Annotated in this window: 27 protein-coding genes; 15 read left to right on the top strand and 12 right to left on the bottom strand. The window is 69.0% G+C overall.

From position 1 onward, the window contains the following. Positions 1-105 precede the first annotated feature (105 nt). Genes rpmB through rpsR form a run of 4 tightly spaced genes read left to right on the top strand, consistent with a single transcriptional unit; the run spans position 106 to position 1,065 of the window. On the top strand, positions 106-342 hold the full coding sequence (rpmB, locus tag BST17_RS13155; RefSeq protein ID WP_083058499.1) for a 50S ribosomal protein L28: 237 nt from the start codon (positions 106-108) through the stop codon (positions 340-342). Continuing rightward, positions 339-509 carry a 50S ribosomal protein L33 gene (gene rpmG / locus BST17_RS13150; protein ID WP_207573638.1) on the top strand — a complete coding sequence of 57 codons (171 nt, stop codon included), beginning with the start codon at positions 339-341 and terminating at the stop codon, positions 507-509. The genes rpmB and rpmG overlap by 4 nt, the downstream gene beginning before the upstream one ends. Continuing rightward, positions 509-814 (top strand): 30S ribosomal protein S14, encoded by a 306-nt coding sequence (gene rpsN / locus BST17_RS13145; RefSeq protein ID WP_083058497.1) that lies wholly within the window; start codon positions 509-511, stop codon positions 812-814. Before rpmG ends, rpsN begins: the two co-directional genes overlap by 1 nt. Continuing rightward, complete coding sequence (gene rpsR, locus BST17_RS13140; RefSeq protein WP_083058495.1) at positions 814-1,065, top strand: 30S ribosomal protein S18; 252 nt, start codon at positions 814-816, stop codon at positions 1,063-1,065. The genes rpsN and rpsR overlap by 1 nt, the downstream gene beginning before the upstream one ends. Here the strand turns inward: rpsR and bluB are convergent. Both bluB and BST17_RS13130 read right to left on the bottom strand, forming a co-directional pair. Then, positions 1,062-1,727 carry a 5,6-dimethylbenzimidazole synthase gene (bluB, locus tag BST17_RS13135; protein WP_083058494.1) on the bottom strand — a complete coding sequence of 222 codons (666 nt, stop codon included), beginning with the start codon at positions 1,725-1,727 and terminating at the stop codon, positions 1,062-1,064. The two genes, rpsR and bluB, sit on opposite strands and share 4 nt — an antisense overlap. 9 nt (positions 1,728-1,736) lie before the next feature. Further along, on the bottom strand, positions 1,737-2,942 hold the full coding sequence (locus BST17_RS13130; protein WP_083058712.1) for an MFS transporter: 1,206 nt from the start codon (positions 2,940-2,942) through the stop codon (positions 1,737-1,739). Positions 2,943-3,040: 98 nt separating this feature from the next. Here BST17_RS13130 and BST17_RS13125 point away from each other — a divergent pair, with 98 nt between their 5' ends. Continuing rightward, the gene (locus BST17_RS13125) at positions 3,041-3,373 is read left to right on the top strand and encodes an ArsR/SmtB family transcription factor (protein WP_083058492.1); all 333 of its coding nucleotides are present in this window, start codon (positions 3,041-3,043) and stop codon (positions 3,371-3,373) included. Here BST17_RS13125 and BST17_RS13120 read toward each other — a convergent pair. Together BST17_RS13120 and BST17_RS13115 are read right to left on the bottom strand one after the other, a co-directional pair. Further along, positions 3,361-4,071, bottom strand: a complete 711-nt coding sequence (locus BST17_RS13120; protein ID WP_083058491.1) for a TIGR03943 family putative permease subunit — start codon at positions 4,069-4,071, stop codon at positions 3,361-3,363. The genes BST17_RS13125 and BST17_RS13120 overlap by 13 nt on opposite strands. Further along, a complete protein-coding gene (locus BST17_RS13115) occupies positions 4,068-5,060 on the bottom strand; it encodes a permease (RefSeq protein ID WP_083058489.1) in 993 nt (330 codons plus the stop codon). The genes BST17_RS13120 and BST17_RS13115 overlap by 4 nt, the downstream gene beginning before the upstream one ends. A gap of 56 nt (positions 5,061-5,116) precedes the next feature. Between BST17_RS13115 and BST17_RS13110 the strand changes: the two genes are divergently transcribed. Then, positions 5,117-5,401: a DUF1490 family protein gene (locus BST17_RS13110; protein ID WP_083058488.1), complete on the top strand. Its 285-nt coding sequence runs from the start codon at positions 5,117-5,119 to the stop codon at positions 5,399-5,401. A gap of 5 nt (positions 5,402-5,406) precedes the next feature. Next, positions 5,407-7,560: a heavy metal translocating P-type ATPase gene (locus tag BST17_RS13105; RefSeq protein WP_083058486.1), complete on the top strand. Its 2,154-nt coding sequence runs from the start codon at positions 5,407-5,409 to the stop codon at positions 7,558-7,560. Here BST17_RS13105 and BST17_RS13100 read toward each other — a convergent pair. Both BST17_RS13100 and aztA read right to left on the bottom strand, forming a co-directional pair. Next, positions 7,553-8,317: a LamB/YcsF family protein gene (locus BST17_RS13100; protein ID WP_083058484.1), complete on the bottom strand. Its 765-nt coding sequence runs from the start codon at positions 8,315-8,317 to the stop codon at positions 7,553-7,555. The two genes, BST17_RS13105 and BST17_RS13100, sit on opposite strands and share 8 nt — an antisense overlap. A 5-nt stretch (positions 8,318-8,322) precedes the next feature. After that, positions 8,323-8,985 carry a zinc ABC transporter ATP-binding protein AztA gene (gene aztA, locus BST17_RS13095; protein WP_083058482.1) on the bottom strand — a complete coding sequence of 221 codons (663 nt, stop codon included), beginning with the start codon at positions 8,983-8,985 and terminating at the stop codon, positions 8,323-8,325. 20 nt (positions 8,986-9,005) lie between these two features. Here aztA and aztB point away from each other — a divergent pair, with 20 nt between their 5' ends. Genes aztB through aztD form a run of 3 tightly spaced genes read left to right on the top strand, consistent with a single transcriptional unit; the run spans position 9,006 to position 13,154 of the window. Beyond that, positions 9,006-10,997 carry a zinc ABC transporter permease AztB gene (aztB, locus tag BST17_RS13090; protein ID WP_083058707.1) on the top strand — a complete coding sequence of 664 codons (1,992 nt, stop codon included), beginning with the start codon at positions 9,006-9,008 and terminating at the stop codon, positions 10,995-10,997. Beyond that, positions 10,994-11,899, top strand: a complete 906-nt coding sequence (gene aztC / locus BST17_RS13085; protein ID WP_083058481.1) for a zinc ABC transporter substrate-binding protein AztC — start codon at positions 10,994-10,996, stop codon at positions 11,897-11,899. The genes aztB and aztC overlap by 4 nt, the downstream gene beginning before the upstream one ends. 40 nt (positions 11,900-11,939) lie before the next feature. Continuing rightward, the gene (gene aztD / locus BST17_RS13080) at positions 11,940-13,154 is read left to right on the top strand and encodes a zinc metallochaperone AztD (RefSeq protein WP_083058479.1); all 1,215 of its coding nucleotides are present in this window, start codon (positions 11,940-11,942) and stop codon (positions 13,152-13,154) included. A 60-nt stretch (positions 13,155-13,214) separates the two neighbouring features. On the opposite strand, the gene BST17_RS13075 is transcribed toward aztD, so the two are convergent. Continuing rightward, positions 13,215-14,351 (bottom strand): GTP-binding protein, encoded by a 1,137-nt coding sequence (locus BST17_RS13075; RefSeq protein WP_083058477.1) that lies wholly within the window; start codon positions 14,349-14,351, stop codon positions 13,215-13,217. A 57-nt stretch (positions 14,352-14,408) separates the two neighbouring features. On the opposite strand from BST17_RS13075, the gene BST17_RS13070 reads away from it, so the two are divergent. The 4 genes from BST17_RS13070 to BST17_RS13055 all read left to right on the top strand — a co-directional run bounded on the left by BST17_RS13070 (position 14,409) and on the right by BST17_RS13055 (position 18,255). Then, positions 14,409-15,458, top strand: coding sequence for a metal ABC transporter solute-binding protein, Zn/Mn family (locus tag BST17_RS13070; RefSeq protein ID WP_083058476.1), 1,050 nt, complete (start codon positions 14,409-14,411; stop codon positions 15,456-15,458). After that, positions 15,458-16,237: a metal ABC transporter ATP-binding protein gene (locus BST17_RS13065; RefSeq protein WP_083058475.1), complete on the top strand. Its 780-nt coding sequence runs from the start codon at positions 15,458-15,460 to the stop codon at positions 16,235-16,237. The genes BST17_RS13070 and BST17_RS13065 overlap by 1 nt, the downstream gene beginning before the upstream one ends. Next, positions 16,234-17,091, top strand: a complete 858-nt coding sequence (locus tag BST17_RS13060) for a metal ABC transporter permease (protein ID WP_083058474.1) — start codon at positions 16,234-16,236, stop codon at positions 17,089-17,091. Before BST17_RS13065 ends, BST17_RS13060 begins: the two co-directional genes overlap by 4 nt. A gap of 63 nt (positions 17,092-17,154) precedes the next feature. Further along, a complete protein-coding gene (locus BST17_RS13055; protein WP_083058472.1) occupies positions 17,155-18,255 on the top strand; it encodes an Rv3575c family transcriptional regulator in 1,101 nt (366 codons plus the stop codon). Here the strand turns inward: BST17_RS13055 and BST17_RS13050 are convergent. From BST17_RS13050 to kstR, 3 genes are read right to left on the bottom strand one after another with little or no spacing between them, the layout of a single operon-like run. Next, positions 18,252-18,878 (bottom strand): class I SAM-dependent methyltransferase, encoded by a 627-nt coding sequence (locus BST17_RS13050; protein ID WP_083058471.1) that lies wholly within the window; start codon positions 18,876-18,878, stop codon positions 18,252-18,254. The two genes, BST17_RS13055 and BST17_RS13050, sit on opposite strands and share 4 nt — an antisense overlap. Before the next feature lie 48 nt (positions 18,879-18,926). Next, complete coding sequence (gene otsB / locus BST17_RS13045; protein ID WP_083058469.1) at positions 18,927-19,679, bottom strand: trehalose-phosphatase; 753 nt, start codon at positions 19,677-19,679, stop codon at positions 18,927-18,929. Positions 19,680-19,682: 3 nt separating this feature from the next. Next, on the bottom strand, positions 19,683-20,345 hold the full coding sequence (gene kstR, locus BST17_RS13040; protein ID WP_083058468.1) for a cholesterol catabolism transcriptional regulator KstR: 663 nt from the start codon (positions 20,343-20,345) through the stop codon (positions 19,683-19,685). Between the two features lie 192 nt (positions 20,346-20,537). Between kstR and BST17_RS13035 the strand changes: the two genes are divergently transcribed. Further along, positions 20,538-22,655 (top strand): acyl-CoA dehydrogenase family protein, encoded by a 2,118-nt coding sequence (locus BST17_RS13035; protein ID WP_083058466.1) that lies wholly within the window; start codon positions 20,538-20,540, stop codon positions 22,653-22,655. 12 nt (positions 22,656-22,667) lie between these two features. Here the strand turns inward: BST17_RS13035 and BST17_RS13030 are convergent, their stop codons facing one another. Both BST17_RS13030 and BST17_RS13025 read right to left on the bottom strand, forming a co-directional pair. Further along, positions 22,668-23,240, bottom strand: a complete 573-nt coding sequence (locus BST17_RS13030) for a hypothetical protein (protein ID WP_083058464.1) — start codon at positions 23,238-23,240, stop codon at positions 22,668-22,670. A gap of 39 nt (positions 23,241-23,279) precedes the next feature. Beyond that, positions 23,280-24,335 carry a ferredoxin--NADP reductase gene (locus BST17_RS13025; protein WP_083058463.1) on the bottom strand — a complete coding sequence of 352 codons (1,056 nt, stop codon included), beginning with the start codon at positions 24,333-24,335 and terminating at the stop codon, positions 23,280-23,282. Between the last annotated feature and the right edge of the window lie 147 nt (positions 24,336-24,482).

Below are 24,482 nucleotides of genomic sequence, written 5' to 3'. Positions count from 1 at the left end.
CCCTTATTGGTAACGATTGTCATCAACTTCGTCCGTACGCTACCGTGTCGGGGTCCACTTGTCGAAAATCGTTTTCATTAACGACCGTGCATGAGAAGGTAACCGATGTCCAAGACCTGTCAGGTCACCGGTCGCGCACCGGGTTTCGGTAACCGGGTGTCGCACTCGAACCGTCGAACCCGCCGCCGTTGGAATCCCAACATCCAGAACAAGACCTATTATCTCCCGTCGGAAGATCGCCGGATCACGTTGCGGGTCAGCGCAAAAGGCATCAAGGTCATCGACCGCGACGGGATCGAGGCCGTGGTCGGCAGGCTGCGGGCAGCCGGGGAGAAGATCTGATGGCCAAGAGCACCGATATCCGTCCGGTCATCCGGCTCAAATCCACCGCGGGCACCGGCTACACCTATGTCACCCGCAAGAACCGGCGCAACGACCCGGACCGCATCGTGCTGCGCAAGTACGACCCCGTGGTCCGCAAGCATGTCGACTTCCGCGAGGAGCGCTGATGGCCAAGGCATCCAAGATCGTCGCGAACGAACGGCGCAAGCAGACGGTGGCCCGCTACGCCGAGCGCCGGGCGGAATTGAAGGAGATCATCCGGCGCCCGTCCAGCAGCGCCGAACAGCGTGCCGCGGCCCAGGCCGCCCTGCAGCGCCTGCCCCGCGACTTCAGCCCGGTGCGGCTGCGCAACCGGGACTCGGTGGACGGCAGACCGCGAGGGCATCTGCGCAAGTTCGGGCTGTCCCGGGTGAAGGTCCGCGAACTGGCGCACCGCGGCGAACTGCCCGGCGTGCGGAAGGCGAGTTGGTGATGGCGGGCAGTCCGGCCAGAAAGCGCCGACCGGCACCGGTGGAGGTCAAGCGGCCCCGGGTGAACAAGTTCAAGGCCCTCGGTATCACCGATGTCGACTATAAGGACGTCTCGGTGCTGCGGACCTTCATCTCCGACCGCGGCAAGATCCGGTCCCGTCGGGTCACCGGGTTGACCCCGCAGCAGCAGCGCCGGGTCGCGACCGCGATCAAGAACGCCCGAGAGATGGCCCTGCTGCCCTACGGGCCCTAGATCTGCGGGGAAGGCGTTGCCGCCCAGCCGTTCTCCGATACGAAATCCGACAGCGGCCGGCCGTAGGTCCACTGGTCGATCTCCAGTGCGGGCCGGTCGGGGAACTCCGGTACCGGTCCCAGGCACAGGATGGCCACCGGCTCGGCCTCGTCGGGCATGCCGAGCAGGGTGGCCAGCTTGGTCGGTTCGAAGATCGACACCCAGCCCATGCCCAGGCCCTCGGCGCGGGCGGCCAGCCACAGATTCTGGATGGCGCAGGAGACCGACGCCAGATCCATCTGCGGCATGGTGCGCCGGCCGAAGATGTGCCGGCGGCGGCCCTCACCGAGGGCGACGACGAGCAGTTCCGCACAATCCCGGATGCCCTCGACCTTGAGGGTGAGGAACTCGTCACCACGCGCCCCGAGGGCGTCGGCGGTGCGCAGCCGTTCCTGGTCGACCAGCGCGTGCATTGCTTGGCGCAGTGCGTCATCGGTGATCCGGATGAACCGCCACGGCTGCATCAGTCCGACACTGGGCGCGGCGTGCGCGGCCTGCAGCAGCCGGGCCAGCACCTGCGGGTCGATGGTCGCGCCGCGGATGAAGCGACGCATATCGCGACGTTCGGCGATCGCGCGGTAGACGGCCTGGCGCTCGGCGGTGCTGAACGCGTGATCGGTCACACCGGAAGCCTAGGCGATGGCGGTGCGTCGCCTCCGGTCGGAGAGCAGACCGGCCACTGCGGCACCCAGACAGGCCAGCGCGACCGCGCCGGCGAACCAGGGGAACACCGAGGCCAGGTCCCAGCGGGTGGCGGCCCACCCGGCGACCAGCGTCGGGACCGCCATCGCGGTGTAGGCCAACAGGTAGAACGCCGACATGGTCTCGCCCCGGCGGTCGGCGGGCACCACATCGGACAGGTGGCGCAACGAGCCGCCGAAGCCCAGGCCGAAGGTCGCACCCAACAGGACCGCGGCGACGAATACCAGCTCCCAGCGGTGCGTCAACAGCACCGGGATGGTCAGCAGCAGCGACGCGGCCATACCGATATCGCCGATGATGGCCGAGTACTTGGCGGGCAGCCGGGTGGCGGCCAGCTGGGCGAGCGCGGCGGCGAAGGCGGTGGTCCCCACCACGGCACCGCCGAACACCAGATTGTCGATATGGGTCTGCCGGGCCGCCAGCGACGGGTACAGCGACAGCAGCACACCCAGCACCGACCAGGAGGCCATCGCGCCCAACGCGGAGAACCAGAAGTCCGATCGGATCTGTTCGGGCACCGCCGGTTTGGCGATCCGGATGGGACCACTGGCGCGGGCGGTGTGCGGTTCGCGCAGCGCCAGCACGCCGACCCCGACGATCAGGCAGACCACCGCGACGACGGCGTAGGGCGTGCGCAGCGGATGGGGCGCGTACTGGGCCAGCAGCGCAGAGCCCAGGATGGCGATCGTCATACCGATGTTGAAGCTGACACCGCTGAGTTGCCCGGAGCGCACACCGTGATCGGGTTTGAGGTCGAGCAGTGCGGCGGCACCGGCGACCACGATCGACCCGACGGCCGCGCCGTGGATGGTGCGGGCCAGCAGCAACATCGCCATGCTGTCGGCGATGAGGAAGACGCCGAGTCCGACCAGCAGTGCGATCAGCGCGCCGATCAGCACCGGCTTGCGGCCGACGACGTCGGAGATCCGGCCCGACACCAGCACGGCACCGAGTGCCGCGACGGCGTACACCGCGAACACGATGGTGGTGGCCAGCGGCGACAGGTGCCAGTTGGCCTCGTAGATGCCGTACAGCGGGGCCGGGATCCCGGAGACGCCGAGCGCGACACCGCTCAGAATCAGCAGGAGCGGATATGCCCATCGCTGGGTGCTGGCTGCGTGCTCTATCGCGACCATCGTGCTGTCACCTCCGGTCAGCAAGTTTGATGGATATCGAACCCGATCGAGAGTACGCTCGGTTCGACAAATACCAAACCCGGGCCCAGGATGGTTTTATGCCCGATCGTCTCGCCGAAGGTCCCCGGGTGGGGACCGTGCAGCAGGTACTCGGCGCCGTCCACGATCCGGTGCGCCTCGAGGTCGTGCGGCGTCTGTACAACGCCGGCGCGCCGATGCAGTGCGGTGCGCTCTACGACGGCATCAACAAATCCACCGCCACTCACCACTTCAAGATCCTGCGCGAGGCCGGCGTCACCGAACGTCTGGTGATCGACGGTCTGACCTATCAGCGACTGCGCCTCGACGATGTGGAGGCGGCGTTGCCCGGGTTGTTGCACAGCATCGTCAACGGCGCCAATCGCGACGCGCCGGCCGCTCAGAACGCGTAGGTGTTCGCGGGTTCGGGCACCTGCTCGACGCTGTCGATACCGAACTCGGGTACCGCGGTGTGCTGCAGCAGATCGGTCACCGTGCCCCGCACGCGCACCCAGGAACCGTCGGGTAGCGCCGCGGCGGCACCCGCGGCGGGGCCGGTCAGCCGGGCACGGGCCAGTTGGGCGTCGGCGGCACAACACAGGATCACGATGCGCCCCAGATAGATTCGGTCGCCGTCGCGCATGGTGAAACCGGTGACGGTGACCGGCCGGTCCCGCAGGGTCCCCGCCGAATCCTGCGCGATACGGGTCAACAGCGCGGGCAGTGACAGCTCCGGCGCCGCGCCGGCGGGCAATGGCGGGAACGGCCGTCGCGGTGCCTGCGCATCCGACTCGGCGACCGCGGGCCGGGCCGATTGCGGACCCAGTGGCGGTGGAACGACGAAGGCCAGCAGCGCGATCGGGACGACCAGCAACCAGATCACCCCGGAGCCGTGGCGATGGTCGCCGTGATTGTCGCCGTGCTCGCGGGTGCCGCGGCGGATGTCGCCGACGATGGCCACCAGCGCCAGGCCGATGAGCACCACCGCCGAGGCCCACAACCACGGCAGCAGAGCCGGTTTCACATAGCGCATGAAGGCACCGGTGGCAGCGATGATCGCGGTGGACAGCCCGATCAGCAGCAGCAGCGCGTTCTCCGTCTCGCGGCTCATCGAAGCCCCAGTACCAACAGGCCGACTCCGGTGCCGGCCAGCACGGCGACAGCGAAGGTGACCGGCGCGAACCGGATCGCGAAGGCGCGGCCGAACATCCCGGCCTGCATCGCGAACAGCTTGATGTCGATGGCCGGCCCCACAACCAGGAAGACCAGTCGCGGCAGCAATGGCAGCATCGACAGGCTCGCCGCGACGAACGCGTCGGCCTCCGAGCACAGCGCCAGCACCACCGCCAACACCGCCATCATCGCGATACCCAGCACGATCTGTCCCGCGAGGTGCTCATACACCCAGGCCGGCACCAGTACGTGCAGGGCCGCCGCCGCGGCCGCTCCGAATACCAGGAAGGAGGCGGCCTGCAGGAAATCGTGCCGGGCGGCCTCGGTGAAGACGGTGAAGCGCGAACCCGTGCCGTGCACCGGTTGCGGTAGCCGCCGGGTGATCCAGTCCGCCTTGCCGAACCGGGCCCAGAGGAACCCCATGGTCAGCGCCGTGAGTAGCGAGGCCGCGCAGCGCGCGAGCACCATCAGCGGCTCACCGGGGAAGGCCACCGCGGTGGCGATCAGCACCACCGGGTTGATGGCCGGTGCCGCCAGCATGAAGGTCAGTGCCGCGGCTCCGACCGCGCCGTCGCCGAAGAGGCGGCGGGCCACCGGGACCGATCCGCATTCACAGCCGGGCAGCGCTGCGCCGCCGACCCCGGCGGCCAGGATCGCCGCGGCCGGGCGCCGAGGGAGCCAGCGCGCCAGCCGGTCCGGCGTGACGAAGGCCGCGACCGCGCCGCTGATCAGCACCCCCAACGCGAGAAAGGGTATGGCCTGGACGAATATGCCGCAGAAAACCGTTGCCGCGGTGGCGATCTCGTCATGATCAGCGACGAAGTCACGTGCTGTGGTGCCCACCAGGGCGAGTCCGAGGATGACCACGACCAGGATCGGCATCGAACCGATCCGGCGACTCACATCGGTCTCGGCCGTCACGGTCATCGATTGTGCCAGCAGTAAGCCGTGTAACGAACGGATGACGAGGCTAGGGTGGGGTGATGGTGTTGCATGCGTTCCTTGCCAAGGCGGCCTCCACGGTCGTCACCGGCGCCGTCGGCGCCGCGGCCTACCAGGGCGTCAAAAAGGTTGTGGCCAAAGCGCCGATCCGGGAAGCCTCGGTCACCGCGACCAGCTGGGCGCTGCGCGGGGTGCGCAAGGCCGAGGAGGGCGCCGAGTCGGCGCGACTGACCGTGGCCGATGTCGTCGCCGAGGCCCGCGAACGCATCGGTGAGGAAGTACCGCCGCCGGCCGTCACGGACCACACCCACGACCACGATCACTGATCGCCGTGGTGGCGCTCACCGTCCTGTCGGACGCCGGTGGCCGGATCAGATTGCAGGCGCCCTGGTTCCGCAACGACTCGTCGCGCGCGGTGGCCATCGAGGACGCCGTGGAACAGGTGTCCGGGGTCCGGGCCGTGCACGCCTACCCGCGCACCGCGTCCATCGTCGTCTGGTACTCGCCGACACGCTGTGACAAGGACGCGGTGTTCGGCGCCATCGAGGACGCCGCGCAGGTGTCCAGGGATCTGGTGCCGGCGCGGTCGCCACGCTCGGCCGATGTCACCAACGCCGATGTGCTGCGGATGGCCGTCGGAGGCGCGGCACTGGTGCTGCTCGGGATCCGCCGCTATGTGTTCGCCCGCCCGCCGTTGCTGGGTCCGACCAGTCGGGTCGCGGCCACGGGCGTCACCATCTTCACCGGCTACCCGTTCCTGCGCGGTGCGCTGCGTACCCTGCGGGGCGGACGCTCGGCGGGCACCGACGTACTGGTCAGCGCGGCGACGATCGCCAGTCTGGTGCTGCGCGAGAACGTGGTGGCGCTGACGGTGTTGTGGCTGTTGAACATCGGTGAGTACCTGCAGGACCTGACGCTGCGCCGAACCCGGCGCGCCATCGCCAGATTGCTGCAGGGCAATCAGGACACCGCCTGGGTCCGGTTGTCCGACGGTACCGAGGTCGAGTTGGCCACCGCCGAACTGCGCGTCGGTGACGAGGTGGTGGTACATGATCAGGTGGCCCTACCGGTCGACGGCGTGGTCGTCGACGGTGAGGCCATCATCGACCAGTCGGCGATCACCGGGGAGAACCTGCCGGTGGCGGTGACGGCCGACGCACGCGTCTTCGCCGGATCGGTGGTCGTGCGCGGGCGGCTGGTGGTGCGGGCCGAGGCGGTGGGCAGCGAGACGACGATCGGTCGGATCATCTCCCGGGTCGAGGAGGCCCAGCAGCACCGAGCGCCCATCCAGACTGTGGGGGAGAGCTTCTCGCGACGCTTCGTACCGGCATCGTTCCTGCTGTCCGCGCTCACCCTGGTCGTCACCAGGGACGTGCGCCGGGCCATGACGATGCTGCTGGTGGCCTGCCCGTGTGCGGTGGGGCTGTCCACCCCGACGGCCATCAGCGCGGCGATCGGCAATGGTGCGCGCCGGGGCATCCTGATCAAGGGTGGCTCGCACCTGGAGGAGGCCGGCCGCGTCGACGCGGTGGTGTTCGACAAGACCGGAACCCTGACCGTCGGACGGCCGGTGGTCACCAACCTGGTTGCCTTTCACAAGGATTGGGAGCCCGAGCAGGTGCTCGCGTATGCGGCGAGTTCGGAGATCCACTCCCGCCACCCGTTGGCCGAGGCGGTGATCCGGTCCACCCAGGAGCGCCATATCGAGATCCCGCCGCACGAGGAGTGCGAGGTGCTCGTCGGGCTCGGCATGCGGACCTGGGCCGACGGGCGCACCCTGCTGCTGGGCAGCCCGTCGCTGCTCGAGCGGGAGAAGGTGCGGGTCACCAAGAAGGCCACCGATTGGGTGCAGAAGCTGCGCAGGCAGTCCGAGACGCCGCTGCTGCTCGCGGTGGACGGCAAGCTGGTCGGCCTGATCAGCCTGCGTGACGAGATCCGCCCGGAGTCCGCGGCGGTGCTGCAGCGGTTGCGCGCCAACGGTGTACGCCGCATCGTCATGTTGACCGGTGACCACCCGGAGACCGCGGCCGTGGTGGCCGAGCAGCTCGGTATCGCGGAATGGCAGGCCGAGGTGCTGCCCGAGGACAAGCTGGCCGTGGTACGCCGGCTGCGCGAGGAAGGGCACACCGTGGCCATGGTCGGCGACGGTGTCAACGACGCACCGGCGCTGGCCGAGGCCGATATCGGCATCGCCATGGGACTCGGCGGTACCGATGTCGCGGTCGAGACCGCCGACGTGGCGCTGGCCAGTGACGATCTGCACCGGCTGCTCGACGTCCGGGATCTCGGTGGCCGCGCGGTCGAGGTGATCCGGCAGAACTACGCGATGTCGATCGCGGTGAATGCGCTGGGGCTGTTGATCGGCGCCGGCGGAGCACTGTCGCCGGTGCTGGCCGCGGTGCTGCACAACGCATCCTCGGTGGCGGTGGTGGCCAACAGTTCCCGGTTGATCCGCTACGAGCTGGAGCGTGAGGCGGCTAGCTGAACGGTGCCGGCCGCACACCCGCGCCGACGAGCCGGTCCCGTACCGCGCTGGCGATCCGCACCGCGCCCGGCGAATCGCCATGCACACACACCGATTCGGCGCTGATCGCGATGTCGGTGCCGTCGGCCGCCGTGACCCGGCCCGCGGTGATCATCGTCAGCACCCGCGCGGCGATCTCGGCGGGATCGTGCAGTACCGCGCCCGGCTCGCGGCGCGAGACCAACTGCCCGTCCGGTCGGTAGGCGCGGTCGGCGAAAGCCTCGGCGACCGTGCGCAATCCGTGGCCGCGAGCTTGCTCGAAGAACACCGATCCGGCCAGACCGAGCACCGGCAACGCCGGGTTCACCGCGTGTACCGCCGCGGCCACCGCGCGGGCCTGGGGCTCATGTGTGACGATCGTGTTGTACAGCGCACCATGGGGTTTGACATAGCTGACCGCGGTACCGGCGGCGGCGGCCAGTGCGGACAGCGCCCCGATCTGATAGATGACCTCGGCGGTCAACTCGGCCGGATCCACGTCGATGAAGCGCCGTCCGAATCCGGCCAGGTCCCGGTAACTCACCTGTGCGCCGATCCGGACCCCGCGCCCGGCCGCCGCCCGGCACACCCGGAGCAGTCCGGCCGGGTCGCCGGCGTGGAAGCCGCACGCCACATTCGCCGAGGTGACGATGTCGAGCATCGCCTCGTCATCGCCGAGTGTCCACACCCCGAAACCCTCGCCGAGGTCGGCGTTGAGATCGACCGACACCGGGGGCATGCCGGTCAGCCTAGTGCGCGCCCCTGCCCGGCGAGGTCCAGACGGCCATCGGCGGCGGCGATGACGGCGGCATCGTGGGTGGCCGCAACCACCGTGGTGCCGTCGGCGACCAGGCGCCGCAGGTGCTCGATCACCAGCGCGGCCGACGCGCTGTCCAGACCGGTGGTGGGTTCGTCGAGCAGGATCAGCGGCGCCTCCTGGGCGAATGTCTGGGCCAGCAGCACGCGCTGGCGCTGACCGCCGGACAGTTCGCCGAGTGTGCGCCGGCGCAGATCGGCGAGACCGAGTTCGGCCAGCCAGTGCTCGACGATCGCCCGGTCGGCGGCCCTCGGTCGGCGCAGCAGGCCCAGATGTCGCCACCGGCCCATCATCACGGCCTCGGCGACCGTGATCGGGAACGAGTCGGTGACCGCGCTGCGCTGCACGGCGAAGGCGATGTTGTCACTGTCCACCCGGACGGTGCCGGCATCGGGCTGCTCGATGCCGGCCAGCAGGCCCAGCAGGGTTGATTTGCCGCAACCGTTGGGGCCGACCACGGCGGTCACCGCCGTGCTCGGGATGGACAGATCGAGCCCACGGAACACCGCCGTGCCGGCGTAGCTGAAGTCCAGTCCGGTCACGTCGATGGTGGTGGTGACGGGGGTCGCCTTATTGAAAATGACATTCATTACTGCTAAGAGTGTACGGCATGACGCACTGGCTCACCGACCCGTTCCAGGCCGACATGGTGCTGCGAGCGCTGACGGCCGGTGTGATCGCCGCGTGCCTGTGCTCACTGGTCGGCTGCTGGGTGTTGTTGCGCCGCAGCGTGTTCCTGGGTGAGGCGATGACTCACGGCATGCTGCCCGGAGTCGCCATCGCCGCATTGCTGGGCGTCAGCCTGATGATCGGTGGTCTGGTCGCCGCCCTGGTCATGGCCTTCGGTGTCGCCGCGATCGGCCGTTCCGCCAAACTGTCCTCCGATACCAGCATCGGGCTGCTGCTGGTCGGCATGCTCGCACTCGGCGTCATCGTGGTCTCGCGGTCGCAGAGCTTCGCCGTCGACCTGACCGGATTCCTCTTCGGTGACGTCTTCGCCGTCCGCACAGCCGATCTCGTGGTCCTGGCCGGCGCACTGGTGGTGACGTTGTGTGCCGTCATCGCCGGGCACCGCGCGTTCGTCGCGGTCACCTTCGACCCGCGCAAGGCAGCCACCCTGGGCCTGCGCCCGCACCTGGCGATCTCGGCGCTGACCGTGCTGATGGCGGTGGCCATGGTGGCCTCCTTCCACGTCGTGGGCACACTGCTGGTGCTCGGACTGCTCGTCGCCCCACCGGCCGCGGCGCTGATGTGGGCGCGTTCCATCCCCCGGGTGATGCTGCTGTCCGCCCTCATCGGCAGTGCCGCTGTCTATCTGGGTCTGCTGATCTCGTGGCACGCCGGCACCGCCGGGGGAGCCACCATCGCCGGTGTTGCGGTGCTGCTGTTCTTCGGATCCGCGCTGCTGGCGGCCCTGCGTAGCCGGTGGGCCAAGGTGGGCGTCGCCGCGGCGGCGGCATCCTGTGTGGTGGCCGGGTGCGCGTCCGACACTCCCGTCCCCGCCCCGGCGCCCTCGGCGAGCACGGGCGACGGGGTTGCCGTCGAGAACGGTGCCCGCGAGGCCGACGGGCCGCTGACCAAACTGGTGCTCGTCGACCCGGCCAGCGGAGCGACATCGGTGTACGACGCCGTCGACGAGACCGAAACCCCGATGGGCGAGTACGGTCCGGTGTCCGGCCTCGCCGGCGACGGCCGGTTCGCCTACCTGCGCACCGGTGACCGCACGACGGTCATCGACGCCGGGGCATGGACATTCGACCACGGCGATCACTACCACTACTTCGTCAGTACCCCGTCGGAGGCGGCCACCCTGGATCTGCCCGTCGCATCGGTGAGCGCCGGCAACTCGACCGTCGCGGTGCGCTCACCCGACGGCGCGGTGGAAGTGTTCGACCGGGAGAAGCTCCGCCAGAAGACCGCCGAAAGGGCCGGTCTCGCAGTGCCTTCCGACGTCTCGGTCGCTGCACCGTACGGGAGCCGCCTGGTGACGGTCACCGCCGACGGCCGCATGCGGGTCACCGGTGAGTCCGGCACCACCGACCTCGCCGGGCGGTGTCCACAACCCTCCTGGACCATGACGAGTCGGCGCGCAGTGGCTTTCGGCTGCGAGACGGGCGCGGTGCGGGTGACCGGCGGCGAGAACGACCTGACGGTGACGGCCGCCCCGTATCCGGACGATGCACCCGCGCAGCGGCCCGTCAGCATGGAACACCGCGATCGCGCTGATGTCGCCGCGGGCATGGCCGGTGGTCACGTCTGGGTGCTCGACACCCGGCAGCGCTCCTGGGTGCTGATCCCGGTCCCCGATGCGGTGGCCGTCAACACCGCGGGCGACGGGACGGTCCTCGCGCTGCGCCGGGACGGGACGTTGAGCGCGTTCGATGTGAACAGTCGGGCCGAAACCGCGCGTATTCCGTTGTTCGCGAACGCCATTGCGACAGAAGGTGCGCAACCGGTGGTGGACCTGGACTCCGACCGGGCGTATGTCAACGATGCCGCCGCCCGCACGGTGTACGAGATCGACTATGCCGACGGTCTTCGCATCGCCCGCACCCTGACCACCGAGGTGACGCCGGGACTGATGGTCGAGGCAGGCCGGTGAGCCGCCGGCTGCTGATCATCCTGGCACTGATCAGCGCACTGACCACCGCATGTTCGGGCACGTCGGGCTCGTCAGGTCCGATCGTGGTGACCACCAACATCCTCGGTGATGTGGTGCGCAACATCGTCGGCGACACCGCCGATGTGCGGGTTCTCATGCAGCCGAACGCCGATCCCCATTCGTTCGGCGTCTCGGCCCAGGACGCCGCCGCCATGGGCGGGGCGGGACTGATCGTCCACAACGGACTGGGGCTGGAGGAGAACATCACCCGCAATGTGCAAACGGCTGCTGCCCAGGGCGTTCCTACGCTCGCGGTCGGTGATCACATCGGTCCCATCCAATACACCGAGGGCGAGAGCTCGGGCACTCTCGACCCGCACTTCTGGACCGATCCGCAGCGCATGATCACCGCCGTCGACGTCATCGAGGAGACGATCCTGCGCGATGTCGATGGCATCGACACCGACGCGGTGTCGCGCAACGCCGAGGATTACCGGATTCGACTGCGCGAGCTCGACGAGACGATGAGCACGGGGTTCGCCACCATCGCGCCCGAGCGGCGCAAGCTGGTGACCAATCACCACGTGCTCGGATATCTTGCCGAGCGCTTCGGCTTCGAGGTGATCGGGGCCGTGGTGCCCAGCGGCACCACGCTGGCCGCACCGAGCGCATCGGATCTGCAATCACTGGTCGGTGCCATCGAGTCCGCCCGGGTGCCGGCCATCTTCGTCGACTCCTCGCAGCCGGAGAAGCTGGCGCGGGTGCTGGCGCAGGACGCCGGTGTGCAGGTGCAGATCGTGCCGCTCTACAGCGAATCCCTCAGTCCGCCAGGCACTCCGGGAGGCACCTATCTCGACATGATGCGGGCCAACACCGACGCCATCGTCACCGGACTGCGATAGCCGCAGATCTTCACCACCCCCAAGAGAAGGAGCAGTAAACATGTCCAATCCGCGGTGGTTGTACCGCGCCGGAGCCGTGACGTTCGCGGCGGCGGCCCTGACGGCGTGTTCATCGGGAAGCGACGGCGCCGACAGCACGGCAGGCTCACAGACCTCGGCCGGCACATCGGCGACGGCGGCACCGACCATGTCGATCGCCGAGCCGCTGGTGACGACCTACGACGGCGGGTTGTACGTCCTCGACGGTGCGACCCTGGAGGTCAAGCAGGACATCCCGCTGGACGGCTTCCTGCGCATCAACCCGGCCGGCGATCAGGGACACCTGCTGGTCACCACACCCGAGGGCTTCCGGATCCTGAACGCCGCGGGCGGCGAGCTGACCGACGACACGTTCCCCGCCGTGGACGCCGGACATGTCACCCCACACGGGGAGAACACCGTGTTGTTCGCCGACGGAACCGGCGAGATCACCGCCTTCGACCCGCACGCGCTCGAGGCCGGCGGCATGCCCGAGACCCGAACCTGGAAGACCCCCGAGCCCCATCACGGCGTTGCGGTGATCCTGGCCGACGGCACCCTGGTGCACTCACTCGGAAACCCGGACACCCGCGTCGGTGCGGTGGCCTTCGACGGCGACCGCGAGATCGCGCGCAACGAGCAGTGCCCCGGCGTGCACGGTGAGGCGGTGGCGGCCGACGAGGTCGTCGTGATCGGCTGCGAGACCGGCGTGCTGACCTACAAGGGCGGCGAGTTCACCAAGATCGCCAGCCCGACCGCCTACGGCCGGATCGGCAACACCCGCGGTCACGAGGACTCGCCCGTCGTGCTCGGCGACATGAAGGTCGACGCCGATGCCGAGATGGAGCGGCCCAACCAGTTCTCGCTCATCGACACCACCACCAACCAGCTCAAGGTCGTCCCGCTACCCGAGGGTGTCAGCTACTGGTTCCGATCGCTGGGCCGCGGTCCGCAGGCCGAGGCGCTGATCATGGGCACCGACGGCAAGCTGCACGTCTTCGACCCGGTGACCGGTGATCTGGTCAAGTCCATCGACGTGACGCAGCCGTGGATGGAGCCCGATGACTGGCAGCAGCCCGGTCCGGCCGTGTTCACCCGCGAGGACGCGGTCTACGTGAGCGATCCGGCGGCCAAGCAGATCCACCTGGTGGACCTGGTCGGGGGAACCGTGACCGAGTCGGTGACGCTGGAGCAGACGCCGAACGAGTTGAGCGGCGCGGTCGGCCACGACCACTGATCGGCGTGCATGCGCAGACGGCCCGGCCGATGTTCATCGGCCGGGCCGTCGGCATCGTCGTCAGTGCGAATGCTGTTGCGCCACCGCCCAGGCCGGTAGCGGATCGGGGTAGGTGCGCCAGGCGTCCGGGCCGGCGGCCAGTTCGGCATCGGTGAGCAGCGCCCCATTCAGCAGCCGCGCCACCTTGTCGCGGTCGAGCTTGATGCCGATGAAGACGATCTCCTGGCCCGCCGCGATCTCGGTGCCCGACCAGTACTGCGCCGGTTCGATCACCAGGTTGGGCCCGGCCTGCGACCAGATGGCGGCGATGGTCGGGCGGCTGGCGATCCAGCAGAACCCCTTGCTGCGCAACACCCGCGTCACCTGGCCCAGCGCGTCACCGAGGCGCTGGGGGTGGAACGGCCGGTCGGCCCGGAATGTCATGGAGCTGATGCCGTACTCCTCGGTCTCGGGAGTGTGTCCGTCGGCGATCTCCTCGTCCCAACCGGGGGTCGCGGCGGCGGCGTCCGGATCGAACAGTCCGGTGCCCAGCACCTCGGCGATGTCGACGATGCCGTGGTCGGTCCGGAGCAATTTGGCGGTGGGATTGAGCCTGCGCAGCAGGGTCTCGACGGTGTTCAGCGTCGCCGGATTCACCAGATCGGTCTTGTTGATCAGGATGACGTCGGCGAATTCCACCTGATCGGTGAGCAGGTCGGCGATGCTGCGGGCATCCCCCTCCCCGGCGGCCAGATCGCGGTCGGCCAGACCTTCGCCGCGGATCACCTCGGTCAGGAAGGTCGACGCGTCGACCACCGTCACCAGGGTGTCGAGCTTGGCCAGCCGGCCGAGTTGGAACCCGTCCTCGAACTCCCACTCGAAGGTCGCCGCGACCGGCATCGGTTCGGAGATGCCGGTGGATTCGATGACCAGGTGGTCGAACCGGTTCTGCCGGGCCAGGGTGCCGACGGCCTCGACCAGATCCTCGCGCAGGGTGCAGCAGATGCAGCCGTTGGTCAGTTCGACGAGCTTCTCCTCGGATCGCTCGAGGTGACCCTGTCCGGCGATCAGCGCGGCGTCGATGTTGACCTCGCTCATGTCGTTGACGATCACCGCGACCCGACGCCCGTCGCGGTTGGCCAGGATGTGATTGAGCAGGGTGGTCTTCCCGGCGCCGAGGAAGCCGGAGAGCACGGTGACAGGCAAGGGGGTAGTCATGGAACTCCTTATTGAAAATCATTACCAATAAGACATCCTCCGATTCGACGGCATTAAATGCAAACGGTTATCGTTATCGGCGTGAAGCACCCGCTGCCCCGCTCCCTCGCAGCCCTCGCGCTGGCCCTTCCGTTGGTCCTGGCCGGCTGCGGCTCCGGCGACCAGGCTGCTCCGGCGTCCAGCGCGGCGGCCGGTGACTGCCCCACCACCCCGGTGGACGTCGTCGTCAGCGTCGATCAGTGGGGTCAGATCGTGTCTGCGCTGGGCGGCGCCTGCGCCGAGGTGACCACGGTGTTGGCGGGCTCCTCGGTCGACCCGCACGACTTCGAGCCCGCGCCCTCGGACGCCGCAGCCTTCGAGGGCGCCCAACTGGTCGTCATCAATGGCGGGCACTACGACGAGTGGGCCGCCAAACTGGCCGAGAGCACCGCGCCGGATGCCCCCGTCGTCGACGCCATGGCACTGCTGGGCGGTGACCACGAGGGCCACGATCACGGAGAGCGCGAAGGACAAGGCGAGCACGAGGAACACGGCGAGCACGCGGGTCACGGCGATGAGCACGGGAACGGCGACGGGGCCAACCCGCACGCCTGGTACAACCCCGTCGCGGTGACCGACCTGGCCGCTGCGGTGACCGCCAAGCTGACCGAACTGGCCCCGGCCGCCGGCGAGTACTTCGCGGGCAGGCAGGCGGATTTCACCCAATCGCTGCAGCCCTACCGCGCGCTGATCGACACGATCTCCGCCGGTGCTGCCGGTAAGAGCTACGCCGCCACCGAGAGCCTGTTCGACGAGATAGCCACCGCGCTCGGCCTGCAGAACCGCACCCCGCAGGGTTACCAGGTGGCGTCGTCGAACGAGAGCGATCCGTCGCCGGCCGACCTCGATGCCTTCCTGCGGCTGCTCGGCGACCGCGGTGTCGACGTACTCATCTACAACACCCAGACCGAGGGATCGGTACCCCAGCAGCTGCGCTCTGCCGCCGAGGCCGCGGGTGTGCCCGTGGTCGATGTGACCGAAACGCTGGCGCCGGGCGCCGAAACGTTCGAGGCTTGGCAGGTGGACCAACTCACCGCCCTCGCCGAGGCTCTCGGCATCCCGACCTAGTGGCCGCCGGGATTCCGGCACCGGCGTGTGAGTTCGACGATGTCAGCGTCGTCCGCGGCGGGCGCCTGATCTGGTCGGAGGGCACCTTCGCCATCCCCACCGGCGGCATCGTCGCACTGATCGGGTCGAACGGCTCCGGGAAGTCCACGCTGCTGCAGGTGGTGCTCGGACTGTTGCCGGTCGCGTCCGGCACGGTGCGGGTTCTCGGTGGCAAGCCCGGCGAACACAACGACGTGATCGGTTACGTACCGCAGGATTACGTCGCCGGCGCCGGTGAGGCCATCCGCGCCCGCGACGCCGTCATGCTGGGGCTGACCGGCAGGCGGTGGGGCATGCACCGCACCACCCGCGCCGACCGGGAGAGGGTCGAGGAGGCGCTGGCCGCCGTCGAGGCCGCCGACTTCGCCGACCGGCGGGTCTCGCAATTGTCCGGTGGTCAACGCCAGCGCATCGCGCTGGCCAACGCCCTGGTGTCCCGGCCGCAGCTGCTGATCCTCGACGAACCGCTGGCCGCGCTCGATCTGCGCAACCAGAACGAGATCGTCGCACTGCTGGCCCGGCTCAACGCCGACTACGCGGTCACCATCCTCGTCGTCGCGCACGATCTCAACCCGCTGCTCCCGGTGCTCAGCAGCGCGGTGTACCTGCTCGACGGTCACGCCCACCACGCCGCCATCGACGAGGTGATCGACGCCGACCTGCTGACCCACCTCTACGGCACCAAGGTCCAGGTCGCCAACACCCTGCAGGGCCGGATGTACATGCGGAGTGAACAGTGACCACCACCGTCCTGGCGCTGGGATACCAGGACAACTGGTGGCAGATCCTGTCCTCTGCGTTCATGCGCAACGCGTTGATCGGCGGCACCCTGGTCGCCCTGGCGGCCGGGCTGATCGGCTACTTCATCATCGTGCGCAACACCGCCTTCGCCGCGCACGCGCTGGCCCACATCGGTCTGCCCGGGGCCACCGGCGCTGCGCTGCTGGGTCTTCCGGTCGGCCTGGGTCTCGGGGTGTTCTGCGTCGGCGGCGCGCTCGTCATCGGCGTGATGGGCAAGCGCGCCGACGATCGTGAGGTCATTACCGGTACCGTGCTGGCGCTGGCGACCGGTTTCGGCCTGTTCTTCAACTCGCTGGCGACCAAGAACTCGTCGACGCTGACCAACGTCCTGTTCGGCAATCTGCTGGCCATCACACACCAGCAACTGCTCACCTTCGCCGGGTTCCTGGCGGTGATCGCCGTGACCATGGTGATCGTCTACCGCCCCTTGCTGTTCGCCTCGGTCAATCCGCAGGTGGCCGAGGCCAAGGGCGTGCCGGTGCGGATGCTCTCGGTGCTGTTCATGGCGCTGCTCGGGGTGGCGGTGACGATGGCGGTGCAGGCCGTCGGCACCCTGCTGCTGTTCGCACTCGTGGTCACACCGGCCGCCACGGCGATCATGCTCACCGCACAACCGTTGGCGGCCATGGCGATCTCGACGGTGATCGGTCTGGCATCGGTATGGCTCGGCCTGGTCGCCTCGGCGGTGTTCAACCTGCCGCCCAGTTTCGTGATCGTCACCATCGCCTGTCTCACCTGGCTGGTGGTGTGGACGGTCAGCCGCATTGCGCAACCCGGATTGTCGCGCCGGTGACGCGCGCCCGAAAGCCGGTCGCTCGGCGGTGACGGACACCACCATGCGCTAGCGTCATGAGGCATGTCCCGAAGTCCGGGTCCGCGGAGGCGGGCGACGCTGGCTTCGCTGGCCGCCGAACTGAACGTCTCGCGCACCACGATCTCCAACGCTTACAACCGTCCCGACCAGTTGTCGGCCGAACTGCGTGAGCGGGTGCTCGCCGCCGCCAAGGAACTCGGCTATCCCGGTCCCGACCCGGTGGCGCGTTCGCTGCGCACCCGGCGCGCCGGTGCGGTCGGTCTGATGATCACCGAGCCGCTGAACTACTCGTTCAGTGACCCGGCCGCCCTGGAATTCGTTGCCGGACTTGCCGAGTCGTGCGAAGAGGCGGGGCAGGGCCTGCTCCTGGTGGCGGTGGGGCCCAACCGCAGCGTCGAGGACGGGACGGCCGCCGTGCTGGCGGCCGGTGTCGACGGTTTCGTCATCTACTCGGCCTCCGACGACGACCCCTATCTCCCGGTGCTGCTGCAGCGACAGTTGCCGATCGTCGTCGTGGACCAACCGGTGGATGTCCCCGGCGCCTCGCGGGTCGGCATCGACGACCGGGCCGCGATGCGCCGGCTCGCCGAGCACGTCCTCGGCCTCGGGCACCGTGAGATCGGACTGCTGACAATGCGACTGGGCCGGGAATGGCCGCTGGAAACCACCACGCCGATGGTCGCCGACCCGGAGCGGCTCAACTCGCCGCATTTTCACGTGCAGTGTGAACGCGTGCACGGCGTGTACGACGCGATGACCGCCGCGGGACTGGACCCGGCCACCGTCACGGTCGTGGAGAGTTACGAGCACCTGCCCGGCTCCGGCGGCGCCGCGGCCGAGGTGGCGCTGGCGGCCAACCCACGCATCACCGCGCTGATGTGCACTGCCGACGTGCTGGCCCTCTCGGCAATGGATTACCTTCGTGCGCACGGTATCTTCGTGCCGGGCCAGGTCACCGTGACCGGTTTCGACGGGGTGCCCGAGGCGCTGGCCCGCGGGCTGACGACGGTGTCGCAGCCCGGGATGGAAAAGGGCCGCCGGGCCGGCGAATTGCTGCATCACCCGCCGCGTTCCGGCCTGCCGGTCATCGAACTGCTCGACACCGAGGTCGTCCGCGGCCGGACATCGGGGCCGCCCGGTTAGCGGCGTCGCGCCACGATGATGTCGTCGTGGGTGTGCTGACCGTCCACCCCGGCGGGCACCTCGCGGCGGCGGCGCCGTTGCACACGCACCTCCCATGCATCATCGAACAGTGCGACGACGTCATCGTGCAGCAGGTAGACCGCCGGATCGAACCCGTGCGACCTGGCCTTCTCGACATCGATGTCGGCGTGGTGCACCACCAGTAGCGTCCCGCCCGGCGCGACGGCCGCCAGGAGGGCTCGACCGGCGGCGCCATCGGGGCTGTGCAACAGCGCCGGATAGTGCGCGCTGACCAGATCGAAACCGCCCGGCGGAATCTGCAGATCCTCCAGACGGGTTCGTACCCAACGCACCTCGACACCGGCCGCCGCGGCAGCGGTGGCGGCCCGCTGCAGCGCCACCGCAGAGACGTCCAGCGCGGTCACCCGCCAGCCCTGGGCGGCCAACCACACCGCATCCGCGCCCAGCCCGCACCCGATGTCCAGCGCCGATCCCGCCGGGCGCCCGCCGATCTCGGCGACGATGACGGGATTGGGGCGTTGGGCCGGCAGGCGGTCCACCAATGCCGTGTAGCGTTCGTCCCACTCGGCGAAAAGCTCTGCTGCATGCGGTGTTCCGGTCATGGCTCCAGCGTGCGGACGTTATGGCCGCAGCGCAAACAATGTTGCCGATCAGGCAAGCTTGCGGCGCCGTTCGTCGACCAGGTACGCCAACACCGACGCCACGTCCTCCGGCGAGTCCACCCGGAACGCGGCCAGGCTGTCACCGGGTCCGACCTTGACCCCGATATCGCCGTCGCGCATGCGGCGGAACGCCTTCTCGTCGGTGACGTCATCGCCGAGGAACACCACCGCCGTCGCGGCACTGCGGTCCCGCAACACGTCGACCGCCTCGCCCTTGTCGGTGACGATCACCGCGAACTCCAGCACGGCCTTGCCCGCCGTCAGGTGCACATCCCAGGACCGCGCCGCCTCGCGGGCCAGTGTCAGCGCCGCCTCGCCGTCGGCAACCGACGCGTTGCGCACATGCAGCGCGACGCTGGCCGGCTTGGTCTCCACGGCCACACCCGGACGGCCCGCGGCGATCGAGTGCAACGTCGTGACGATCTCGGCCAGCAGCGTGGTGTCGATCTCGTGGGCGAACCCCGTGTCGAATTCCGCGCCGTGGCTGCCGATCGCCTGCACGGCCGCCGACGCACCGGACAGCTCGCGCAGCACGGCCAGCGCCCGGCCGGAGATCAGTGCGGCGGTCGTGTCGGGCAGAGCCGCCAGGGCCTCGAGTGCAGCCGCGGCGGCCGGCAGCGGTCGCGCGTCACCGGGGTTGTCGACGATCGGCGAGAGCGTGCCGTCGAAATCGGAGGTGACCAGCAGCCGCGGTGACGCGGCCGCCCGGGTGAGCGCATCTTGCAGGGCGGCGTCGAGCACCCCTCAGACCTTAGGCTGTTCCCCGTCACCGATCAGCAGTCGCACCGCGAGATCGAGTCGCTTGGCGACATCGGTCGCCGAGGCCCGCCGCGTCAGCCAGGCCAGCAGGTTGGACAGCCACACATCGGAGATGACACGGGCGATGTGGTACTGATCCTCGGTCGGCTCGCCGTCGCTCATCGCCCGGGCGAACATCGAGTCCATCAGCTTGCCGACGTGGTCGACCTCGCCGGCGGCCGAGGCGTCGGCGAAGACGAAGGCCCGCGTCATGGCCTCGGTGAGCAGCGGGTTGCGCTGCATGGACCGATTGAGCCTGCCCACCATCACGTTCAGCCGCTCGTACGGCGTGCCGCCGGTGAGGGTGGCCCGGTCGGACTTGGCGTCGATGCGCTCGAACTCGCGGCCGAGCGCGGACACCAGCAGGTGCACCTTGGACGGGAAGTAGCGGTACAGCGTGCCGACGGCGACATCGGCGCGTTCGGCGACGGCGCGCATCTGCACGGCTTCGTAGCCGCCCTTGGAGGCGATTGCCAGGGTGGCGTCCAGGATGCGCTTGCGCCGTTCGCGCTGGGCCTCGGAGCCCAGTTCGGATTCGGAGAGCACCGCGACGGCCATCACCTGACGGGGTGAGTCAGATCCCGATCCGGGCTGTGCTGGCGAGGTCATCTGCCGTGCTCCTTCGTGTGCGTGTGCGGGAAAACGATACGCAAGCCGGACACCCGCAGACCACTTCCCCGACGCAGATCACAACGGCGTGTCCTGCCGCAATGGCAGTCGACTTGACGTTGCGACACTGGCACTATTAGAACACGTTCTAGTGGGAAGCGCGGCCTTCTCACCCAAAGCGAGGAGTAGCCGGTGTCTGTGCTGTCCGTTCCGACCGACACATCCGATGAGGCTGCGGCCCGTGAGCTGGTGCGAGACTGGGCCGCGAGTTCCGGTTCGATCACCGCGGTGCGCAACGTCGAACTGGGCGATCCGGACGCCTGGCGCGCACCGTACGGCGGCTTCGCCGAACTAGGGGCATTCGGCGTCGCGATCCCCGAGGAGTTCGGTGGCGCCGGCAGCACCGTGGCAGATCTGCTCGCGATGATCGATGAGGCCGCCGCCGGACTGGTCCCCGGACCGGTCGCCGGGACCGCCCTGGCCACCCTGGTCGTCGACGACCCCGCCGTGCTGGAGGCGCTGGCGGCCGGTCAGCGCACCGCCGGGATCGCACTGACCGCCGACATCACCGTCGACTCCGGTACCGCGTCGGGCACCGCCGACTACGTGCTGGGAGCCGATCCGGCCGGGCTGCTCGTCCTGCCCGCCGGTGCACAGTGGGTGCTGGTCGACGCCACCGCCGACGGGGTGCAGGTCGACGCGCTGCCGGCCACCGATTTCTCCCGGCCGCTGGCCCGGGTGATCCTCACCGGGGCGCCCGCCCAGCCGCTCGGCGCGGCACCCCAGCGGATCACCGACCTCATCGCCACCGTGCTCGCGGCCGAGGCCGCCGGGCTGGCGCGCTGGTTGCTCAACACCGCCAACGAGTACGCCAAGGTGCGCGAACAGTTCGGCAAACCGATCGGCAGCTTCCAGGCCGTCAAGCACATGTGCGCCGAGATGCTGCTGCGCAGCCAGCAGGTGACCGTGGCGGCCGCCGACGCCATCGCGGCCGCCGCCGGCGACGACCCCGACCAGCTCTCCGTCGCCGCCGCCGTGGCCGCCGCGGTCGGGATCGACGCCGCCAAGGAGAACGCCCGCGACTGCATCCAGGTGCTCGGTGGCATCGGCATCACCTGGGAGCACGATGCGCACCTGTACATGCGCCGGGCCTATGCGATCGCGCAGTTCCTCGGCGGCCGGTCGCGCTGGCTGCGGCGCACCGTCGAGCTGACCCGCGCCGGTGTGCGCCGCCAGCTGCATGTGGACGTGGCGGAGGCTGATGCGCTGCGCCCCGAGATCGCCGCTGCCGCAGCGCAGATCGCGGCACTGCCGGAGGATCAGCGGCAGCGCGCGCTGGCCGAATCCGGCCTGTTGGCCCCGCACTGGCCCGCGCCGTACGGCCGCGATGCCACGCCGGCCGAGCAGCTCGTCATCGACGAGGAGCTCGCCGCGGCGGAAGTGGCCCGCCCCGACATCTCGATCGGATGGTGGGCCGCGCCGACCATCCTCTCGGCGGGTACGCCCGAACAGATCGAGCGGTTCATCCCGGGCACCCTCACCGGCGACATCTACTGGTGCCAACTGTTCTCCGAGCCCGGTGCCGGGTCCGATCTGGCGGCGCTGCGCACCAAGGCCGTCCGGGTCGACGGTGGGTTCAGGTTGACCGGCCAGAAGGTGTGGACCTCCAACGCGCACCGCGCCAACTGGGGTATCTGCCTGGCCCGGACCAACCCGGATGCGCCGAAACACAAGGGCATCACCTACTTCCTGGTCGAGATGAACTCCCCGGGTATCGACATCCGGCCGCTGCGGGAGATCACCGGGGAGGCGCTGTTCAACGAGGTCTTCTTCGACGATCTGTTCGTCCCCGACGATTGCGTGGTCGGCGAGGTCGACGGTGGCTGGCCGCTGGCGCGCACCACGCTGGCCAACGAGCGCGTCGCCATCGCCACCGGCGGGGCCCTCGACAAGGGCATGGAGCACCTGCTCGACGTGATCGGTGACCGTGAACTCGACGGCGCCGAGGCCGACCGGCTGGGCACCCTGATCACCTTGGCCCAGGTCGGTTCGCTGCTGGATCAGTTGATCGCGCGGTTGGCCGTCGGCGGGCACGATCCCGGCGCGCCGTCGAGCGTGCGGAAGCTGATCGGCGTGCGCTACCGGCAGGGGCTGGCCGAGACGGCGATGGATTTCCAGGATGGTGCGGGCATCGTCGATTCACCGGATGTGCGGTACTTCCTGAACACCCGCTGCCTGAGCATCGCCGGCGGCACCGAGCAGATCCTGCTCACCCTGGCCGGCGAGCGGCTGCTCGGCCTACCTCGTTAGGCAACGGCCGCCTCAGCCGAAGGTCGTCTGCGCGCAGGCCTTCGGCGTGGTGACGTTCACCCCGCCGAACACAGTGTGGATGTCCGAGCACACGATGAAGCCGGATTCGGTGTCCGGCCGTCCGGTACTCCAGGCGGTCTGCACCGAATCACCGTCGGTGGCAAAGCGTTCCAGCGGTCCGCCGCCGAAATAGGTGACCGACACCGTGTAGTCGCTGATCGACTTGTAGGCCTTGGACAGCACGTTGTTGTGGTTGGCGCCCTTGAGCTCCCGCGGCATCCCCGCCGGGGCGCTGTACCAGGCCTCCTGCCAGGTGCTGCGGTTGGTGCTGCGCAGGGTGATGGTCTGGCGCGCCCAGGTGTCCTGGGGCAGGCCGACCGGACCGGTCGGGGTGAGCAGACTGGCCTGGGTCCGGAAGAAGCACTTGCCGTCGGATGCCGGGCAGTCGGCGGTCACCTTCATCTCGACGATGCCCTGCGGTGTCGGAATCGACGACGTCCCGGTGTTCACCGCTGCCGCCGCGGTCGGGCTGCTGAGCGCAGTCGCGGCAACAGCAACCGCCAGCAAACTGAAAATCCTCTTCACGGCCTCATCCCTCCGGTCGACGTCACGTTAGCCCGAGCGTTATTCGTCGTAGGTGACTTCCACCGAATCCGATGCGGGCAGCGCCTGGCAGGCCAGGATCAGCCCCTCGTCGAGATCAGCGGGTTCCAGCACATCGTTGATCTCCATCTCCACATCGCCCTTGCGCATCAGCACCGCGCAGGCCCCACAATGGCCCTCGCGGCAGGAGAACGGCGCGTCCAGACCCTTGTTGAGCAGCACGTCGAGCAGCTTGGCCCGGCGTGGCCACTCGATCTCGTGGGTGGTGCCGTCGAGTTCGACGACGGCCTGCGCGGGGCCGCGGTCGTCCTCCTCGTCGACCTCGATCACGACCTGTGCGAACGGATCGGAATCCAGCGACTTGAACACCTCGATGTGGATGTGCCGGGCGTCGACGGTCTTGAGCGCGGCCTCGGCGGCGGACATGAACGGGCCGGGCCCGCAGATGAATGCCTCATGTGCGGCGAACGGGCGCAGCAGAGTGGCCAGCGCGTCGGTGCTGGGCAGGCCCTGCACGCTCTCCAGCCAGTGGATCACCGTCAGCCGGTCCGGGTGGGCGGCCGCCAGTTCGCGCAGCGCGCCGGCGAAGATCACCGACGTCTCGTCCCGGTTGGCATACACCAGCACGATCTTCCCGGTGCCCTCGGCGAGGGCGGATTTGCAGATCGCCATCATCGGCGTGATGCCACTGCCGGCGGCCAGCAGCAGGAAATCGGTGTCCAGGTTCGCGGGCACGAACGTGCCGGACGGGGCGAGCACGTGCATGCGCATCCCGGCATGAGCGTTGTCGCACAACCAATTCGAGGCATACCCGTCCGCGGTGCGTTTGACGGTCACGGTCAGTTGCTCATCGTGTGCGGGCGAACTGGACAGCGAGTAGCAGCGGGCCACCGATCCGGTGCGCTCGCTGGGCACCCGCAGGGTCAGGAACTGTCCGGGGGAGTAGCGCAACCTCTCGGCCGGGACATCGCTGCCCTCGGGGATGCCGAACACCAGCGACCGGGCGTCGGCGGTCTCCTCGACGACTTCGGTCACCTGTAGTTCCAGCACGTGGCTGCCGAGCGGCTCATCGGTCACGCGAGGACCCTCACTTCCGTCATAACTAGAACATGTTACAAAACCGCACTTGCGCAGGTCCAGCCGTTGATTCCGCGCGCTACTCGACACAAATCGTAACGTGTTCTAATCTTTGATCAGTGGCGGATCTCGATCCAGGAGGCATTT

The organism is Mycolicibacterium bacteremicum (assembly GCF_002086115.1).
Classification (GTDB): domain Bacteria; phylum Actinomycetota; class Actinomycetes; order Mycobacteriales; family Mycobacteriaceae; genus Mycobacterium; species Mycobacterium bacteremicum.
The sequence above is the reverse complement of the archived record's forward strand: the minus strand, read 5'-3'. Positions and strand labels throughout refer to the sequence as shown.

Excerpts from the sequence above, each read along its gene's own strand:
- rpmB (WP_083058499.1), top strand. The coding sequence starts at position 106 with ATGTCCAAGACCTGTCAGGTCACCGGTCGCGCACCGGGTTTCGGTAAC.
- rpsN (WP_083058497.1), top strand. The coding sequence starts at position 509 with ATGGCCAAGGCATCCAAGATCGTCGCGAACGAACGGCGCAAGCAGACG.
- rpsR (WP_083058495.1), top strand. The coding sequence starts at position 814 with ATGGCGGGCAGTCCGGCCAGAAAGCGCCGACCGGCACCGGTGGAGGTC.
- BST17_RS13130 (WP_083058712.1), bottom strand. The coding sequence starts at position 2,942 with ATGGTCGCGATAGAGCACGCAGCCAGCACCCAGCGATGGGCATATCCG.
- BST17_RS13125 (WP_083058492.1), top strand. The coding sequence starts at position 3,041 with ATGCCCGATCGTCTCGCCGAAGGTCCCCGGGTGGGGACCGTGCAGCAG.
- BST17_RS13120 (WP_083058491.1), bottom strand. The coding sequence starts at position 4,071 with ATGAGCCGCGAGACGGAGAACGCGCTGCTGCTGCTGATCGGGCTGTCC.
- BST17_RS13115 (WP_083058489.1), bottom strand. The coding sequence starts at position 5,060 with ATGACCGTGACGGCCGAGACCGATGTGAGTCGCCGGATCGGTTCGATG.
- BST17_RS13110 (WP_083058488.1), top strand. The coding sequence starts at position 5,117 with ATGGTGTTGCATGCGTTCCTTGCCAAGGCGGCCTCCACGGTCGTCACC.
- BST17_RS13100 (WP_083058484.1), bottom strand. The coding sequence starts at position 8,317 with ATGCCCCCGGTGTCGGTCGATCTCAACGCCGACCTCGGCGAGGGTTTC.
- aztA (WP_083058482.1), bottom strand. The coding sequence starts at position 8,985 with ATGAATGTCATTTTCAATAAGGCGACCCCCGTCACCACCACCATCGAC.
- aztB (WP_083058707.1), top strand. The coding sequence starts at position 9,006 with ATGACGCACTGGCTCACCGACCCGTTCCAGGCCGACATGGTGCTGCGA.
- aztD (WP_083058479.1), top strand. The coding sequence starts at position 11,940 with ATGTCCAATCCGCGGTGGTTGTACCGCGCCGGAGCCGTGACGTTCGCG.
- BST17_RS13075 (WP_083058477.1), bottom strand. The coding sequence starts at position 14,351 with ATGACTACCCCCTTGCCTGTCACCGTGCTCTCCGGCTTCCTCGGCGCC.
- BST17_RS13070 (WP_083058476.1), top strand. The coding sequence starts at position 14,409 with ATGCAAACGGTTATCGTTATCGGCGTGAAGCACCCGCTGCCCCGCTCC.
- BST17_RS13055 (WP_083058472.1), top strand. The coding sequence starts at position 17,155 with ATGTCCCGAAGTCCGGGTCCGCGGAGGCGGGCGACGCTGGCTTCGCTG.
- BST17_RS13050 (WP_083058471.1), bottom strand. The coding sequence starts at position 18,878 with ATGACCGGAACACCGCATGCAGCAGAGCTTTTCGCCGAGTGGGACGAA.
- kstR (WP_083058468.1), bottom strand. The coding sequence starts at position 20,345 with ATGACCTCGCCAGCACAGCCCGGATCGGGATCTGACTCACCCCGTCAG.